12 protein-coding genes and 1 pseudogene are annotated in these 16,246 nt (G+C 66.9%); 11 read left to right on the top strand and 2 right to left on the bottom strand.

What is annotated here, in order from left to right:
* Positions 1 to 2 precede the first annotated feature (2 nt).
* Together ACJ7Z0_RS13040 and ACJ7Z0_RS13035 are read left to right on the top strand one after the other, a co-directional pair.
* On the top strand, positions 3 to 674 hold the full coding sequence (locus ACJ7Z0_RS13040; RefSeq protein WP_434790185.1) for a DUF4126 domain-containing protein: 672 nt from the start codon (positions 3 to 5) through the stop codon (positions 672 to 674).
* Positions 667 to 2,753 (top strand): annotated as a pseudogene (locus ACJ7Z0_RS13035) (acetyl/propionyl/methylcrotonyl-CoA carboxylase subunit alpha). The gene ACJ7Z0_RS13040 and the pseudogene ACJ7Z0_RS13035 overlap by 8 nt, the downstream one beginning before the upstream one ends.
* 13 nt (positions 2,754 to 2,766) lie before the next feature.
* On the opposite strand, the gene ACJ7Z0_RS13030 reads toward ACJ7Z0_RS13035, so the two are convergent.
* Positions 2,767 to 3,081, bottom strand: coding sequence for an EthD family reductase (locus ACJ7Z0_RS13030; protein WP_434790184.1), 315 nt, complete (start codon positions 3,079 to 3,081; stop codon positions 2,767 to 2,769).
* A gap of 98 nt (positions 3,082 to 3,179) precedes the next feature.
* Here ACJ7Z0_RS13030 and ACJ7Z0_RS13025 point away from each other — a divergent pair, with 98 nt between their 5' ends.
* The 8 genes from ACJ7Z0_RS13025 (at position 3,180) to ACJ7Z0_RS12990 (ending at position 8,999) form a co-directional block, all read left to right on the top strand.
* The gene (locus ACJ7Z0_RS13025; RefSeq protein ID WP_434790183.1) at positions 3,180 to 4,100 is read left to right on the top strand and encodes a 2-hydroxyacid dehydrogenase; all 921 of its coding nucleotides are present in this window, start codon (positions 3,180 to 3,182) and stop codon (positions 4,098 to 4,100) included.
* Between the two features lie 44 nt (positions 4,101 to 4,144).
* Positions 4,145 to 4,438: an acylphosphatase gene (locus ACJ7Z0_RS13020; RefSeq protein ID WP_434790182.1), complete on the top strand. Its 294-nt coding sequence runs from the start codon at positions 4,145 to 4,147 to the stop codon at positions 4,436 to 4,438.
* A gap of 85 nt (positions 4,439 to 4,523) precedes the next feature.
* The gene (locus ACJ7Z0_RS13015) at positions 4,524 to 5,444 is read left to right on the top strand and encodes a hydroxymethylglutaryl-CoA lyase (RefSeq protein WP_434790181.1); all 921 of its coding nucleotides are present in this window, start codon (positions 4,524 to 4,526) and stop codon (positions 5,442 to 5,444) included.
* A gap of 31 nt (positions 5,445 to 5,475) precedes the next feature.
* Positions 5,476 to 5,964: a YbaK/EbsC family protein gene (locus tag ACJ7Z0_RS13010; protein WP_093016971.1), complete on the top strand. Its 489-nt coding sequence runs from the start codon at positions 5,476 to 5,478 to the stop codon at positions 5,962 to 5,964.
* Positions 5,961 to 6,227 (top strand): DUF1289 domain-containing protein, encoded by a 267-nt coding sequence (locus ACJ7Z0_RS13005; RefSeq protein ID WP_431127276.1) that lies wholly within the window; start codon positions 5,961 to 5,963, stop codon positions 6,225 to 6,227. Before ACJ7Z0_RS13010 ends, ACJ7Z0_RS13005 begins: the two co-directional genes overlap by 4 nt.
* Positions 6,224 to 6,868, top strand: coding sequence for a 2-hydroxychromene-2-carboxylate isomerase (locus ACJ7Z0_RS13000; protein ID WP_434790180.1), 645 nt, complete (start codon positions 6,224 to 6,226; stop codon positions 6,866 to 6,868). The genes ACJ7Z0_RS13005 and ACJ7Z0_RS13000 overlap by 4 nt, the downstream gene beginning before the upstream one ends.
* Positions 6,869 to 7,034: 166 nt before the next feature.
* On the top strand, positions 7,035 to 8,729 hold the full coding sequence (locus tag ACJ7Z0_RS12995; protein WP_434790179.1) for an MFS transporter: 1,695 nt from the start codon (positions 7,035 to 7,037) through the stop codon (positions 8,727 to 8,729).
* 123 nt (positions 8,730 to 8,852) lie between these two features.
* Entirely contained in the window at positions 8,853 to 8,999 is a 147-nt protein-coding gene (locus ACJ7Z0_RS12990; protein WP_175543254.1) for a hypothetical protein, read from the top strand.
* A 60-nt stretch (positions 9,000 to 9,059) separates the two neighbouring features.
* On the opposite strand, the gene ACJ7Z0_RS12985 is transcribed toward ACJ7Z0_RS12990, so the two are convergent.
* Positions 9,060 to 10,166: an ABC transporter substrate-binding protein gene (locus tag ACJ7Z0_RS12985; protein ID WP_434790178.1), complete on the bottom strand. Its 1,107-nt coding sequence runs from the start codon at positions 10,164 to 10,166 to the stop codon at positions 9,060 to 9,062.
* A 170-nt stretch (positions 10,167 to 10,336) separates the two neighbouring features.
* Between ACJ7Z0_RS12985 and uvrA the strand changes: the two genes are divergently transcribed.
* Positions 10,337 to 16,168, top strand: coding sequence for an excinuclease ABC subunit UvrA (uvrA, locus tag ACJ7Z0_RS12980; protein WP_434790177.1), 5,832 nt, complete (start codon positions 10,337 to 10,339; stop codon positions 16,166 to 16,168).
* The last annotated feature ends 78 nt before the right edge of the window (positions 16,169 to 16,246 follow it).

Raw genomic sequence — 16,246 nt, 5'->3', positions numbered from 1 at the left:
CCATGAATGCGCTCGACATGACCCAACTGCTCGCCCTGGCCGCGGCCATCGGCTGGGCCAGCGGCGTGCGGTTGTACCTCGTCGTGCTGCTGACGGGGCTCGCCGGCTACTTCGGCTGGGTGCCGTTGCCGAGCGGCCTGCAGCTGCTCGCGCATCCGGTGGTCATCGCGGCCAGTGGGTTCATGGTGTTCATCGAGTTTTTCGCCGACAAGATCCCCGGCCTCGATTCGCTGTGGGACGTGGTGCACACCGCCATCCGCATTCCCGCCGGTGCGGCGCTCGCGGCCAGCGTGTTCGGCGCCGACCATGGCGTGATGGCCGTCGTGGCCGCACTGCTGGGCGGCGGCTTCGCGGCCACCGCGCATGCGGCCAAGGCCACGACGCGCGCAGCCATCAACACCTCGCCCGAGCCGTTTTCCAACGTGGGCGCATCGCTGGTCGAAGACAGCATGGTGCCCGCGGGCTTGTGGCTCGCGGTGGCGCATCCGCTGGTCTTCCTCGCGCTGTTCGTCCTCGTGCTGGCGCTCAGCGTGTGGCTCATCCGCAAGAGCTGGCGCTTTCTCAAGGCGCTGTTCACCCGCGTGGCACGCATCTTCAGCGGCCGACCCGATCCGGGCGTCACGCCTGCGTTTCAACTGAAAAAGAATCCTCCGGGAGACACTCCGAATGTTTAAAAAGATCCTGATTGCGAATCGCGGTGAAATCGCTTGCCGTGTTGCCGCAACCGCGAGACGCATGGCGATCCGCACCGTGGCTGTCTATTCCGATGCCGACGCGCATGCCAACCACGTGCGCGCCTGCGACGAGTCGGTGCACCTGGGCGGCAGCGCGCCGAAGGACAGCTACCTGCGCTGGGAAAAGATCCTCGAAGCCGCCAAGGCCACGGGCGCCGAGGCCGTGCATCCGGGCTACGGCTTCCTGAGCGAGAACGAAGAGTTCGCGCAGGCCTGCGCCGACGCGGGGCTGGTCTTCATCGGCCCGCCGCCGTCGGCCATCAAGGCCATGGGCCTCAAGGCCGAATCGAAGCAGCTGATGGAAAAAGCCGGCGTGCCGCTGGTGCCCGGCTACCACGGCCATGACCAGAACCCGGCGCTGCTGCAGCGCGAGGCCGACCGCATCGGCTACCCGGTGCTCATCAAGGCCAGCGCGGGCGGCGGCGGCAAGGGCATGCGCGCGGTCGACCGGGCGGAAGACTTCGCGGCCGCGCTGGCCTCATGCCAGCGCGAAGCGATCAACAGCTTCGGCGACGACGCCGTGCTGATCGAGAAGTACGTGCAGCGCCCGCGCCACATCGAGATCCAGGTGTTCGGCGACACGCACGGCAACTACGTCTACCTGTTCGAGCGCGACTGCTCGGTGCAGAGGCGCCACCAGAAGGTGCTGGAAGAAGCGCCCGCGCCCGGCATGACCGAGGCGATGCGCAAGCAGATGGGCGAAGCCGCCGTGGCTGCGGCGCGCGCCGTGAACTACGTGGGTGCGGGCACTGTCGAGTTCATCGTCGAGCAGCGCGAGCCGAGCGCCGCGCCGGGCCGCCCCAAGCAAGCGAGCGCCCCCCGGGGGGCAGCGAGGACACGTCAGTGCCGAGCGTGGGGGCAGGCCAACCCGAGATGAACTTCTTCTTCATGGAGATGAACACTCGGTTGCAGGTGGAGCACCCGGTGACTGAAGCCATCACTGGACTCGATCTCGTCGAATGGCAGCTGCGTGTGGCCTCGGGCGAGACGCTGCCCGCGAAGCAGCAGGAGCTGCAGATCCACGGCCACGCGATCGAGGCGCGCATCTGCGCCGAGAACCCCGACAACAACTTCTTGCCCGCCACCGGCACGCTGCGCGTGTACCGCAAGCCGCAAGCCACGGCCTTCCAGCGCAGCCGCGTGCGCATTGACGACGGCGTGCGCGAGGGTGGCGAGATCTCGCCGTTCTACGACTCCATGATCGCCAAGCTGATCGTGCATGGCACCACGCGCGCCGAGGCGCTGGCGCGGCTCGATGCGGCGCTGGCGCAGGTGCAGATCGTGGGCGTGTCGACCAATGTGCAGTTCCTGCGCGGCATTCTCGCGACCGAGTCGTTCTCCAAGGCCAACCTCGATACGGCGCTGATCGAGCGTGAGCGCGCCGTGCTGTTCGACCGCGAGGCGCTGGGCCTGCCGCTGGCCGCCGCCGCCGCCATCACGCGCACCCTGATCACCGAACGGCCGACCGGCGTGCCCGACCCGTTCGAGCGGCGCGACGGCTGGCGCTCCCATGGCGAATACCGGCGCCACTTCGACTTCGAGTTTCGTGGCGCCGAGCAGACGGCCTTGCTGACTTACAAGCGCGACGGCAGCCTGCGGCTCGAAGCCGGCGGCGTGGAAGGCCCGCTGGTCGTGGGCCAATTTCCGTCGGGCGAGTTCGAGGTCGAGTTTGCCGGCACGCGGCAGACCGTGGACGTGCATCTGGACGGCGCCACCGCGCATGTCTTCGCATCGAAAGGCGCCACCAAGATCACCGCCATCGACCGCCTGGCCCACGCGGGCGACACCCATGCCGAAGGCGGCCGGCTCACGGCGCCAATGCCCGGCAAGGTCGTGTCCTTTGCGGTCAAGGCCGGCGACAAGGTCAGCCGTGGCCAGCCGCTTGCCGTGATGGAGGCCATGAAGATGGAGCACACCATTGCCGCGCCGGCCGACGGCACGGTGGACGAGCTGATGTTCTCGCCCGGCGAGCAGGTGGCCGAAGGCGATGAATTGCTGCGGATGGCCGCGGCGGCCTGACCTCCGCCCTGGGTCAGCCCACCACCACTTCGCTGATCTGCATCACGGGTGCGATGTCGGTGTAGTTCTTGATGTCGCCCAGAATCTCCTTGGCATGCGGGCCGAACGCGCTTTGAAACGCCTCGGCCGAGTCGCAGAACACGTGGCACATGCCGACATAGGTCGGCGGGGTTCCGGGTGCGCCGCCGGCCAGCCCCTTGTCGATGGTGTACGACCTGCAGGCATCGCCCATGCGCGCCTTCAAAAGCGGCATGTGCTTGTCGCGGTAGTAGGCGTGGTCGAACCTTGCGCCGTCGGTGTAGGGGTACATCACGCTGACTTTGATCATGCTTCGGTCTCCTGGTGTGCCTGGTCTTGGATGCTGGCGCACGAGCATAGAAGAAGGAACACAGGGCGACAAGCCGCGGCCCTAATAAGATTCGATTCATGAAAATCATCGTCTCTCTCACCGACAACCGCCCCGAACCCTGGATCGAAGGCCTCAAGGCCGAGTTGCCCGGCGCGCAGATCGAGCCCTGGCAACCGGGGGCGGCCCAGGCCGACCACGCGGTCGTGTGGGTGCCGCCCCAGCAGTTGCTCGATGAGCAACCCGGACTGCGCGGGCTGTTCAACATCGGCGCGGGCGTCGATGCGCTGCTCAAGCTGCGCGTGCCGGCGCACACGCGCATCGTGCGGCTCGACGATGCGGGCATGTCGGTGCAGATGGCGGAGTACGTATGCCATGCGCTGATCCGCCACTTCCGCGAGTTCGATGCCTACGAGGCCGACGCGCGCGAAGGCCGCTGGAGCTACCGCAAGCCGAAGCTGCGGCGCGACTTCCCGGTCGGCATCATGGGGCTGGGCGTGCTCGGGGAGCGGGTCGCGAAAGCCGTGGCGCAGTTCGAGTTTCCGGTACTGGGCTGGAGCCGCTCGCCCAAAACCATCGACGGCGCGAAGGTATTCAGCGGCGAGGCGCAGTTCGACGAGTTCCTGTCGTCCACCCGCGTGCTGGTCAACCTGCTGCCGCTGACCGAGGCCACGCGCGGCATCCTCAACCGCAAGACGCTCGGCAAGCTGCTGCCGGGCGGCTATCTCATCAACATCGCGCGCGGCGCGCACCTGGTCGAAGACGACCTGATTCCGATGCTCGACGCCGGCCAGCTTGCCGGCGCCACGCTCGACGTGTTCCAGGTCGAGCCGCTGCCCGCCGACCACGCCTTCTGGCGCCACCCGAAGATCACCGTCACGCCGCACGGCTCGGCGCGCACGCTGCGCGAGGAATCCATCGCCCAGATTGCTGGAAAAATCCGCGCGATGGAAAAGGGCCTGCCGGTCAGCGGCGTGGTCGATCCCACGCGGGGCTACTGACGGCGCGCCCGGACTGCCCAGGTCGTACTGATGTTGCCAACGCCATGAATCCACCCGCCGTCACCCGCCATCTCGTCGTCCGCGGCCTCGTGCAGGGGGTGGGCTATCGCTGGTCGATGGTGCAGGCCGCACGGCGCCTGGGCGTGCGCGGCTGGGTGCGCAACCGACGCGACGGCAGCGTGGAGGCGCTGGCCTTCGGTCCGGCCGTGGCGGTCGAGGCGCTGATTGCGTGGGCCCGCAGCGGGCCGGACGGCGCGCAGGTGAGTGCACTGGAGGTGACTGAGGTCCCCGCGCCCGCCGAGCCGCCATCGGATTTCGTGCAGCGTGAAACGGCGTGAACCGCGCCGCCGAGCACGCCGCACGCAGACGGCCGACAATGGACGGACGGATTTTTTCTTTTCCCTGCGAACCCAGAGACATCCCATGAAGCTCCCCACCAAAGTCAAGATCGTCGACGTCGGCCCGCGCGACGGACTGCAGAATGAAAAGCAGCCGGTCTCGGCTGAAGTCAAGATCGGCCTCGTGCACCGCCTGCAGGACGCCGGCCTGAAGGAGATCGAGGTCACCAGCTTCGTGTCGCCCAAGTGGGTGCCGCAGATGGCCGACAACGCCGAGGTGATGCACGGCATCCGACGCAAGGCCGGCGTGCGCTACTCGGTGCTCACGCCCAACATGAAGGGCTTCGAGGCCGCCATTGCCGCGCCGCGCGAAGAATGGCCCGACGAGATCGTGGTGTTCGGCGCCGCGAGCGAGGCCTTCAGCCAGAAGAACATCAACTGCTCGATTACCGAGAGCATCGAGCGCTTCGCACCCGTGGTGGCCGCGGCGCGCGACAAGGGCATCGCGGTGCGCGGCGCCATGTCGTGCACGGTGGGGTGCCCGTATGAAGGCGAGATCGCACCCGAACGTGTGGGCATGCTGGCGAAGCTGATGAAGGACATCGGCGTGCAGCGCGTTGACGTGGCCGACACCATCGGCGTGGGCACGCCACGCAAGGTTCAGGCCGCCATCGAGGCAGCGCTGGCGCATTTCGACGTGGACCACATCTCGGGCCACTTCCACGACACCTACGGCCAGGCGCTGGTCAACACGCTGGCCTCGCTGGAGCTGGGGGTCTGGAACTTCCAGTCGTCCTCCGCCGGCCTTGGCGGCTGCCCGTATGCCAAGGGCGCGACGGGCAACGTGGCGACCGAGGACGTGGTCTACATGCTGCACGGCATGGGCATCGAGACCGGCATCGACCTGGACAAGCTGATCGACGCGGGCGTGTACATCAGCGAGGCGCTGGGGCGCGAGCCGAATTCGCGGGCGTCGAAGGCGATCCGCACGAAGAGGGCCGGCTGATGAGCACGCCGAAAACCGTGGGAGCCCTGTGATGTGCGGCGCTGAACTTCATTCGCTGCCCGAAGGCGTGCAACGTGTTTCTCGCGTGCTGCAGGACGCGGGCCATCCGCATTTGCCGCGCATGCTCGACGACGCCTGCCGCACCGCGCAGCAGGCGGCCGACGCGCTCGGCATCCTGGTCGGGCAGATCGCCAAGAGCATCATCTTCCGGCGCAAGAGCGACGAGGTGGCGGTGCTGGTCATCACCTCGGGCGACAAGCGGGTCGACGAGAAGAAAGTCGATGCGCTGGTCGGCAAGACCGGCCGCGCCGATGCCGAATTCGTGAAGGCGCGCACCGGCTTCACCATCGGCGGCGTGTCGCCGGTTGGACATGTGACGAAGCCCGTGGTGCTGATCGACCGCGAGCTGTTCCGCTTCGAGGAGATCTGGGCGGCCGCGGGCCATCCGCACGCGGTGTTCCAGCTGCGCCCGCAAGACCTCGAGAAACTCACCGGTGCGCCCGTGGCGGACGTGGTGTGAATTTCGATGCTGCGGAAACCCTGGCCGAACGGGCCGTTGCCGTGCAGCGCGCGGCCGACGACGCGCCATCGCCCTGTACCTCGGTCTGCCGCATGGACCGCCTGAGCGGCTTCTGCGAAGGGTGCCTGCGCACCATCCCCGAGATCGCGGGCTGGAGCAAGATGGAAGACGAGGCGCGGCGCGGCGTGTGGCGCGCGATAGAGTTGCGGGCACGCGCCGGCATCTGGCGCATCCCGGAAGAATCAGGAGACAAGCACGCATGAAGCACATCGACTTCTACCTGGACTTCATCTCGCCCTACGCGCACCTGGCGTTCGAGCATCTGCCGGAGGCCCTCGAAGGCCTGAGCTACAGCGTCGCCTACAAGCCGGTGCTGCTTGGCGCGATCCTCAAGCACCACGGGCAGCTCGGCCCGGCCGAGATCCCCGCCAAGCGCAGCTGGACCTACCGCCATGTGCTCTGGCTCGGCCGTGCGAACGGCATCCAAATCGAGATGCCGGCCTCGCACCCCTACAACCCGCTTCCGCACCTTCGGCTTGCGCTCTCGACCTCCGACGACGGCAGCATCAGCCGCCTTGCGGCCGAAACCATCTTCCGCAGCGTGTGGCACGGCGGCGAGGAGGCGGGCGATGCCACGCGCCTGGCTGCGCTGGCGGCGCAGCTGAAGCCGAAGCGCGACATGAACAGCGACGAGAACAAGGCGCTGCTCAAGCGCAACACCGACGAGGCGCTGCAGCTTGGCGTGTTCGGCACGCCGGCCTATGTGGTCGACGGCCGCCTGTTCTGGGGTTTCGACGGCCTTGCGATGCTGCGCGCCTACCTGGCCGACGATGCGTGGTTCGACGGCCCGGAATGGGCCGGCGCCGACCAGCGGCCGTCCTTGCTGCGCGGCAGCAAAAGCTGAGTAACCAGCCGATTTCTTACAGGCTGAAACGAGGCCCGCGGGTTTCACCTTAATTCGTAAGCGTCGGTTCAGTTTCGCGAAAGGCTCGGGTCAGTCGCGCCTCCAAGAATGCATCACGGTTCCGAATGCCGGGACCGAACGAACGCATACACAGGAGACGACGCAAATGGCAGCAACACTGGATTCGAGGGGGATGCCGCACCCGGCCCCCCGGCCCATGTCCGCGGAGGAGAAGAAGGTCATCTTCGCTTCCTCCCTTGGCACGGTGTTCGAGTGGTACGACTTCTACCTCTACGGTTCGCTGGCCGCGATCATCGCGAAGCAGTTCTTCAGCGGCCTGGATGCGGGCGCGGCCTTCATCTTTGCGCTGCTGGCGTTTGCCGCCGGTTTCCTGGTGCGGCCGTTCGGCGCCATCGTGTTCGGCCGGCTCGGCGACATGATCGGGCGCAAGTACACCTTCCTGGTCACGATCCTGATCATGGGCTTGTCGACCTTCATCGTCGGCCTGTTGCCCAGCTACGCGACCATCGGAGTTGCGGCGCCGGTGATCCTGATCGCGCTGCGCATGCTGCAGGGCCTCGCGCTCGGCGGCGAGTACGGCGGTGCCGCCACGTATGTGGCCGAGCACTCGCCGCACGGCAAGCGCGGTGCCTACACCTCGTGGATCCAGACCACCGCCACGCTCGGGCTGTTCCTGAGCCTGCTGGTGATCCTGGGCGTGCGCACCTGGCTCGGCGAACAGGCGTTCGGCGAGTGGGGCTGGCGCGTTCCGTTCCTGGTCTCCATCGCGCTGCTCGGCATCTCGGTGTGGATCCGCCTCTCGCTGAGCGAATCGCCCGCCTTCCAGAAGATGAAGGCCGAGGGCAAGACCTCGAAGGCACCGCTGTCCGAATCGTTCGGCCAGTGGAAGAACCTCAAGATCGTGATCCTGGCCCTGATCGGCCTGACCGCCGGCCAGGCCGTGGTCTGGTACACGGGCCAGTTCTACGCGCTGTTCTTCCTGACGCAGCAATTGAAGGTCGACGGCACCACCGCCAACCTGATGATCGCCGCCTCGCTGCTGCTGGGCACGCCGTTCTTCGTGGTGTTCGGCACGCTGTCGGACAAGATCGGCCGCAAGCCGATCATCATGGCCGGCTGCCTGCTGGCCGTGGTGACCTACTTCCCGGTCTTCAAGATGATCACGGAATATGCCAACCCCGACCTGGCGAAGGCGCAAGCCACCGCCGGCGTCACGGTGACGGCGGATCCCAAGTCGTGTTCGTTCCAGGGCAACCCGGTTGCGCGTGAAATCGACTTCCGGAGTTCGTGCGACATTGCCAAGCGCTACCTGGTGCAGAACTCGGTGAGCTACGACAACGTCGAAGGTGCGCCCGGCTCCAAAGCCATCATCAAGATCGGCAGCAAGACCATCGAGGCCCCGGTGGGCAACGTGGTCAACCTGAAGTTCGACGAAACCTCCGCCAAAGAGATCGCCGCCTTCAAGAAGGGCGTGACCGAGGAACTGAAGGTGGCGGGCTATCCGGCCAAGGCCGATCCCGCGAAGATGAACAAGGTGATGGTCGTCGCGCTGCTGTTCTGGCTGGTGCTGCTGGTCACGATGGTCTACGGCCCCATTGCCGCGATGCTGGTTGAACTGTTCCCGACGCGCATTCGCTATACCTCGATGAGCCTGCCGTACCACATCGGCAACGGCTGGTTCGGCGGCCTGCTGCCGACCACCGCCTTCGCGATCGTGGCGACCACCGGCAACATGTACAACGGCCTCTGGTATCCGATCATCATCGCGGCAATGACGCTGGTCATCGGCACGCTGTTCATCCGGGAAACCAAGGACGTCGACATCTACGCGAACGACTGAACGCAGGTTCAGAAGGAGGGCGGCGCAAGCCGGCCCTCCGTTCAACAAAGGGGCTTCATGCCGTCGGCATGAGGCCTTTTTCTTGAACCCTCACATCATCATCATCATCAGGAGACAAGATCCATGTGGAAACTCGTTGTCGGCTTCATCATCTTTGCCGCCATTGCTCTCTATGTCATCTCGAAGGGCGGCGACAAGATCGACATGTCGGGCGAGAAGCACGGCGGCGACGCAACGCACGAACCCGCGCCTGCTGCCGCCCCCAAGTAGAGAGAAAGTCGTTTCCAGGGCCGCGCCACCCCGCGCGGGCGGGGGGCCAGCGCTGCTGGCCTAGCGCTTGAACCGACCGTCGCTGATGATCGCCAGGTCGGCGAAATCGATGCCCGAATGGTCCTGCGGCGAATAGCTCACCTCCAGGCCGCCGAGGTCGTAGGCGCGAAGGCTTTCGAGCGCCGCAAGCACCTTGGCGCGCGTGGGCTTGGGGCCGGCGCGGCGCAGCGCCTCGACCAGCACCTTGGCCGCGGCAAAGCCCTCGAGGGCGGCCGGGGAGAGTTCGGCCTGGCCCTTGGCCTGCGACAGCACGAGCGCTTCCTTGACCATGGGGTAGCTGATGGACCGCTCGTTCGGGAAGACCTGGGTCACGATGACGCCCTTGCTCGCATCGCCCAGTTGCTTGATGAACCCCGACGAGGCGTTGTTCGACAAGGTGACCACCTGCGCGGCCGAACCGGAGGCGCGCAACGCCTTGATGCCCTCGACCACGGCGGTGCCGGAGCCGATCCACAGCACGGCCTGCGCGTTGGCATCCTTGATGGTCGGCACGATGGTCTTGTAGTCGGGCTTTTCGCGGTCGGCGGGCACGGTGACCACCGGTTTGGCCTGGGCTTTGGAGAAACCCGTCATGGCGCCCTCGAGCGCGTCCTGTCCGAAGGAGTCGGTCACGTGCACTACCGCGATGCGCGCGATGCCGGTGGTGAGCAGGTGCTGGATTGCCTTCTCGGCTTCGCGCTGGTAGGTGGCGCGCACGTTGAACACGTGCTTTTGAACCGGCTTGTGCAGCGCCATGGCCCCGGTGGAAGGGCCGACCAGCGCCACGTCGTGCTTGTCGAGCCAGGGGATGATGGCTTGCGAGTGCGGCGTGCCGCGGCTCATGAAGAGCGCTACGACCTTCTTCTCTTCGATCAGCACGCGCGCGTTCTCGCTCGCGCGCTTGACGTCGAAGCCGTCGTCCATGCGCAGGACTTCGATCTTTTCGCCGTGGAGGCCGCCTTGCGCGTTCACGGCATCGATCACCAGCTGGGAGCCGGTGATGGTTTCATTCACGCCCGCGGCCACCGAACCGGTCAGGCCCGCGGTCTGGCCGATCAGGATCTGGGCGGGCGCGGCCGTCGCGGCCAGTGCCAATACGGCGGCGCAAAGCACATGCAGCTTGTTCATGGATAACTTCCCAATGCAGATGGAAACGTAAACAAAGGTGCTATTTGTTACATAAAGTGTCTAAAACTGAATCGGTACAAACCCCTGCACGGGCGTGGATCATGTGACGGAGTGCACGAATCCGTCACTTACCACTCCCTAGAATGTTTGCCCCACCCCCCAAGGCACTCATGACACAGGGCTCCATCCGGATTCGCGGCGCGCGCCAGCACAACCTCCAGAACCTCGACCTCGACATCCGCACCGGCGAGATGACCGTGGTCACCGGGCCGAGCGGCTCGGGCAAATCGAGCCTCGTATTCGACACCCTTTACGCCGAAGGCCAGCGGCGCTATGTGGAGACCTTCTCCGCCTATGCGCGCCAGTTCCTGGACCGCATGGACAAGCCCGCGGTGGACAAGGTGGAGGGCGTGCCGCCCGCCATCGCCATCGACCAGACCAACCCGGTGCGCTCATCGCGCTCCACGGTCGGCACGATGACGGAGCTGAACGACCACCTGAAGCTGCTCTATGCGCGCGCGGCCCAGTTGTTCGACCGCGAGACCGCACTGCCGGTGCGCCACGATTCGCCGGACAGCATCTATGCGGAGATTGCAGAGCGGGCGGTTGCGGCGGGCGATCCGCGATTGGTGGTCACCTTTCCGGTGGAACTGCCAGCCGGCACGTCGGCCGAAGAAGTGACGCAATGGCTGTCGGCCAGCGGCTTCACGCGCGTGCAGGCGGAGCGCGAAGTGGCCACGCCGACGGGGCCGCGCAAGATGCTCGACGTGGTGGCCGACCGCTTCCGTATCTCGAGTGCCGAGCGTTCACGCGTGGTGGAGGCGATTGAAGTCGCGCTCAAGCGCGGCAGCGGGCGTGTCACCGTGCACGCCACGGGCGCTGAAGAGAATGCCCCCACCGACGTGTGGAAGTTCTCCACCGGCCTGCACTGCCCCGAAAGCGACATCCGCTACACCGACCCGATCCCGTCGATGTTCTCGTTCAACTCGGCCGTCGGCGCCTGCGACACCTGCCGCGGCTTCGGCCGCGTGATCGGGGTCGACCTGGGCCTCGTGATCCCGAACGACAAGCTCACCTTGCGCGCCGGCGCGATCAAGACCATCCAGACCCCCGCCTGGAAGGAGGCGCAGGACGACCTCATGCGCCATGCCGAGGCAGCGGGCATTCCGCGCGACACGCCCTGGAACAAGCTCACCGACGAGCAGAAGCACTGGGTGATCGAGGGCACGCCCAACTACAAGGAAGGCAACTGGAACAAGCAGTGGTATGGCGTGCGGCGCTTCTTCGGCTACCTGGAGAGCAAGGCCTACAAGATGCACATCCGCGTGCTCTTGTCCAAATACCGAAGCTACACGCCATGCCCCGTATGCAGCGGCGCGCGGCTCAAGCTGGACAGCCTGCTCTGGCGCATCGGCAGCAAGGAAGATGCGGATGCGGTGCTGGAGCCCGCCAAGCGATTCATGCCGACCGGTGCCAAGTGGACGCGGGCACAGCTCGAGGCGTTGCCGGGGCTTTGCCTGCATGATTTGATGCTGTTGCCGATCGAGCGGCTGCGGCGCTTCTTCGACAGGCAGCAGCCCTCACCCCAGCCCTCTCCCGCAGGCGGGAGAGGGGGCAAGACCGTTCAGCTGGCGGAGGGTTCCGATTCACTCCCTCTCCCGCTTGCGGGAGAGGGCCGGGGTGAGGGCGAAATCCAGGCCCTCAAGCTGCTCTTCGAAGAAATCACCACCCGCCTGCGCTACCTGCACGACGTCGGCATCGGCTACCTCACGCTCGACCGCCAGAGCCGCACGCTCTCGGGCGGCGAGGTGCAGCGCATCAATCTCACGACGGCGCTGGGCACCTCGCTGGTCAACACGCTGTTCGTGCTCGACGAGCCCAGCATCGGCCTGCATCCACGCGACATGAACCGCATCACCGAGGCCATGCTGCGCCTGCGCGACGCGGGCAATACGCTGGTGGTGGTCGAACACGACCCGGCCGTGATGCTCGCGGCCGATCGCGTGATCGACATGGGTCCCGGCCCCGGCATCCGCGGCGGGCAGATCGTGTTCGATGGCACCACCGACCAACTGCGCGATGCCGACACGCTCACCGGGCAGTACCTTGGCGGGCGCAAGAAGATCGGCATGGGCTTCAAGCGGCTCGTGAGCGAGAACACGCACCGGCTCATCCTGGAGGGCGTGCGCGAGCACAACCTCAAGAGCATCACGGTCGACTTTCCGCTCGCGCGCCTGGTGTGCGTGACGGGCGTCAGCGGCTCGGGCAAGTCGACGCTGATCCAGGACGTGCTGGCGCCCGCGCTCATGCGGCACTTCGGCAAAGCCACCGAAACGCCGGGCGCGCACGACCGCATGCTGGGCGCCGATCACCTCGGCGACGTGGTCTTCGTCGACCAGTCGCCCATCGGCAAGACGGCGCGCTCCAATCCCGCAAGCTACGTGGGTGCGTGGGACGCGATCCGCGAGATCTTTGCCACCGCGGCGCTGTCGCGCCAGCGCGGCTATACCGCGAGCAAGTTCAGCTTCAACTCCGGCGACGGCCGCTGCCCGACCTGCGGCGGCTCGGGCTTCGAGCACGTGGAGATGCAGTTTCTGTCGGACGTGTACCTGCGCTGCCCCGATTGCGACGGCAAGCGCTACCGCCCCGAGATTCTCGAAGTGAAGGTCGAGCGCAAGGGGCGCGCCTACAACGTGGCCGACGTGCTCGACCTCACCGTGGCGGAGGCGGCGGCGGTGTTCGAAGCCGATCGCGACGTGCTGCGCGTGCTGCAGCCGATCTCCGACGTGGGGCTCGACTACGTGAAGCTCGGCCAGCCGGTGCCCACGCTGAGCGGCGGCGAGGCGCAGCGCCTCAAGCTCGCGGGCTTTCTGGCGGAGGCCGCGAAGAGCGCGACGGCGAGCAAGCAGTCGGTGGCGCGCAGGGGCACGCTGTTCCTGTTCGACGAGCCGACCACCGGGCTGCATTTCGACGACATCGCGCGGCTGATGCGCGCGCTGCGCAAGCTGCTCGACGCGGGCCATTCGCTGATCGTCATCGAGCACAACCTCGACGTGATCCGGGCGAGCGACTGGTGCATCGACCTCGGCCCCGAAGGCGGCGAGGGCGGCGGCATGGTGGTGGCCGAGGGCACGCCCGAGCAGCTGCGCGAGAACCGCGCCTCGCTCACCGGCGCAGCCCTGGCCGACTACGAGCTGGCCATCGGCCCCGAGGCCTACAAGGTGGCCGAGCGCGCGGCGCGGCGCTACATTGCCAACGCCAAGACGGCGCCCGGCAGCAACGCCATCGAGATCGTCAATGCGCGCGAGCACAACCTGAAGAATCTCAGCGTGAACATTCCGCGCGGCAAGTTCAGCGTGGTGACGGGTGTCAGCGGTTCGGGCAAATCGACGCTGGCCTTCGACATCCTGTTCAACGAGGGCCAGCGGCGGTACCTCGAATCTCTGAATGCTTACGCCCGCAGCATCGTGCAGCCCGCGGGCCGGCCCGAGGTCGATGCGGTGTACGGCATTCCGCCCACGGTGGCTATCGAGCAGCGCTTGTCGCGCGGCGGCCGCAAGAGCACGGTCGGCACGACCACCGAGGTCTGGCACTTCCTGCGGCTCCTGTACGTGAAGCTGGGCATCCAGCATTGCACGCACGACGGCGCGGCCGTGCAGCCACAGACCCCCGACAGTATCGCGGCGCAGCTGATGCGCAACTTCAAGGGCCAGCACATCGGCCTGCTCGCGCCGCTGGTGAGCAACCGCAAGGGTGTGTACACCGAGCTGGCCGACTGGGCACGGCCACGCGGCTTCACGCATCTGCGCGTGGACGGCGACTTTCTTCCGACCACGGGCTTCCCGCGCATCGACCGCTTCAAGGAACACAGCATCGAGCTGCCGGTGGCCAGCCTCGACGTGCTGCCTTCGAAGGAAAACGAACTGCGCGAGGCGCTGACCAAAGCGCTCGAACACGGCAAGGGCGTGGTGCACGTGCTGAGCCAGCTCGATGGCCTCAAGGCCGCGATGATGGCCGGCGTGTCGGCTCACGGCATCGGCCGCGTCAACGTGTTCTCCACGCTGCGCGCCTGCCCGGTCTGCAGCACCAGCTACGCCGAACTCGATCCGCGCCTGTTCAGCTACAACAGCAAGCACGGCTGGTGCCCCGACTGCGTGGGCACCGGCGTCAAGCTCAGCAAGGACCAGCGCAAGGTCTTCGACGATTCCATCCGCGACGACGACAGCAAGGGCCGGGAGCAGACCTTTGCCGAGCCGGAGGTGGAAGACCTGGCCGACGTGGCATGCCCGACCTGCGAAGGCACGCGGCTCAATGCCACGGCGCGCGCGGTGAGCTTCGGCGCCTCGCCGGCCGACGGGATGAGCGGCATCGGCATTACCGAGCTCGCGCGCATGAGCGTGACCGAGGTAAGGCAGTGGTTCGAAGGCCTGGCGCTCACGGGACGCGAGGCCGAGATCGCGCGCGACCTGGTGCCCGAGATCAGGAGCCGGCTCGAGTTTCTCGAAGAGGTGGGCCTGGGCTACCTCACGCTCGACCGCGGGGCGCCCACGCTGAGCGGCGGCGAGGCCCAGCGCATCCGGCTCGCGGCGCAGCTCGGCAGCAACCTGCAGGGCGTTTGCTACGTGCTCGACGAGCCGACCATCGGCCTGCACGCGCGCGACAACCAGATCCTGCTCGACGCGCTGCACAAGCTGGGCGACAAGGGCAACACGCTGGTGGTGGTGGAGCATGACGAGGACACCATCCGCCGCGCCGACCACATCATCGACATCGGCCCCAGCGCCGGAAAGCGGGGCGGTCGCCTCGTGGCCGAAGGCTCGGTGGCCGACATCCAGGCGGCGGGCGACTCGCAGACCGGCCGATACCTGCGCGATGCCATCAAGCATCCGCTGCACGCACGGCGGCTTGTTCCCTCACCCGACCCGAAGGCGGAAGACGGTGGCCAATGGCTCACCGTGCATGGCGCCGACCTGCACAACCTGCAGGACGTGACCGCCACGCTGCCGCTGCACCGCCTGGTGGTGGTCACCGGCGTGAGCGGCTCGGGCAAGTCCACCCTCGCGCGCGACGTGCTGCTGGCCAGCGTGCATGCCATCGTCGTCCAGCGCATGACCAAGGCCGGCCGCGACGCGGACGCTGCGGGCAAGCGCCCGGCCTGGTCCGGCTGCGATCGCGTGGAGGGCTACGAGACCATCGACCGCGTGCTCGAGGTCGACCAGACGCCCATCGGCAAGACGCCGCGCAGCTGCCCGGCCACCTACATCGGCTTCTGGGACACCATCCGCAAGCTGTTTGCCGACACGCTGGAAGCCAAGGCGCGCGGCTACGGACCGGCGCGCTTCAGCTTCAACACCGGCGAAGGCCGTTGTCCCGGCTGCGACGGTGCCGGTGTGCGCACCATCGAGATGAGCTTTTTGCCCGACGTGAAGGTGCCCTGCGAGGTGTGCCACGGCGCGCGTTTCAACCCCGAGACGCTGGCCGTGAGCTGGCGCGGCAAGAGCATCGGCGAGGTGCTGCAGATGGAAGTGGACGAGGCGGTGGAGTTCTTTTCCGCCATGCCCAACATCAGCCATCCGCTGCAATTGCTGAAGGACGTGGGCCTGGGCTACCTCACGCTGGGCCAGCCGTCGCCCACGCTCTCGGGCGGCGAGGCGCAGCGCATCAAGCTGGTGACCGAACTCAGCAAGGTGCGCGACGACATCACGCGCCGCGGCCAGAAGGCGCCGCACACGCTCTACGTGCTCGACGAGCCGACCGTGGGCCTGCACATGGCCGACGTCGAAAAGCTGATCCACGTGCTGCACCGGCTGGTGAACGGCGGCCACAGCGTGGTGGTGATCGAGCACGACCTCGACCTGATCGCCGAAGCCGACTGGATCATCGACCTGGGCCCTGAAGGCGGCAACGCCGGCGGGCGCATCGTTGCGGCGGCGCCGCCGGAAGAGGTGGTGCGTTTGGCTACCCACACCGGCGTCGCTTTGGCGCCGGTACTGGCGCGGTGATGCAGGCAGGCGCAGAATGGCTTGAACCCTTGGCGCAGGCGCATCCTGAATCAGCCATGGTGGAGTAAACATGTGAGG

The organism is Variovorax palleresanus (genome assembly GCF_051144945.1).
GTDB lineage: Bacteria > Pseudomonadota > Gammaproteobacteria > Burkholderiales > Burkholderiaceae_C > Variovorax > Variovorax paradoxus_S.
Note: the sequence above shows the minus strand (reverse complement) of the source record. Positions and strands in the feature narration are given on the sequence as shown.

Excerpts from the sequence above, each read along its gene's own strand:
- ACJ7Z0_RS13020 (WP_434790182.1), top strand. The coding sequence starts at position 4,145 with ATGAATCCACCCGCCGTCACCCGCCATCTCGTCGTCCGCGGCCTCGTG.
- ACJ7Z0_RS12985 (WP_434790178.1), bottom strand. The coding sequence starts at position 10,166 with ATGAACAAGCTGCATGTGCTTTGCGCCGCCGTATTGGCACTGGCCGCG.
- ACJ7Z0_RS13030 (WP_434790184.1), bottom strand. The coding sequence starts at position 3,081 with ATGATCAAAGTCAGCGTGATGTACCCCTACACCGACGGCGCAAGGTTC.
- ACJ7Z0_RS13040 (WP_434790185.1), top strand. The coding sequence starts at position 3 with ATGAATGCGCTCGACATGACCCAACTGCTCGCCCTGGCCGCGGCCATC.
- ACJ7Z0_RS12995 (WP_434790179.1), top strand. The coding sequence starts at position 7,035 with ATGGCAGCAACACTGGATTCGAGGGGGATGCCGCACCCGGCCCCCCGG.
- ACJ7Z0_RS13015 (WP_434790181.1), top strand. The coding sequence starts at position 4,524 with ATGAAGCTCCCCACCAAAGTCAAGATCGTCGACGTCGGCCCGCGCGAC.
- uvrA (WP_434790177.1), top strand. The coding sequence starts at position 10,337 with ATGACACAGGGCTCCATCCGGATTCGCGGCGCGCGCCAGCACAACCTC.
- ACJ7Z0_RS13025 (WP_434790183.1), top strand. The coding sequence starts at position 3,180 with ATGAAAATCATCGTCTCTCTCACCGACAACCGCCCCGAACCCTGGATC.
- ACJ7Z0_RS13000 (WP_434790180.1), top strand. The coding sequence starts at position 6,224 with ATGAAGCACATCGACTTCTACCTGGACTTCATCTCGCCCTACGCGCAC.
- ACJ7Z0_RS13010 (WP_093016971.1), top strand. The coding sequence starts at position 5,476 with ATGTGCGGCGCTGAACTTCATTCGCTGCCCGAAGGCGTGCAACGTGTT.
- ACJ7Z0_RS12990 (WP_175543254.1), top strand. The coding sequence starts at position 8,853 with ATGTGGAAACTCGTTGTCGGCTTCATCATCTTTGCCGCCATTGCTCTC.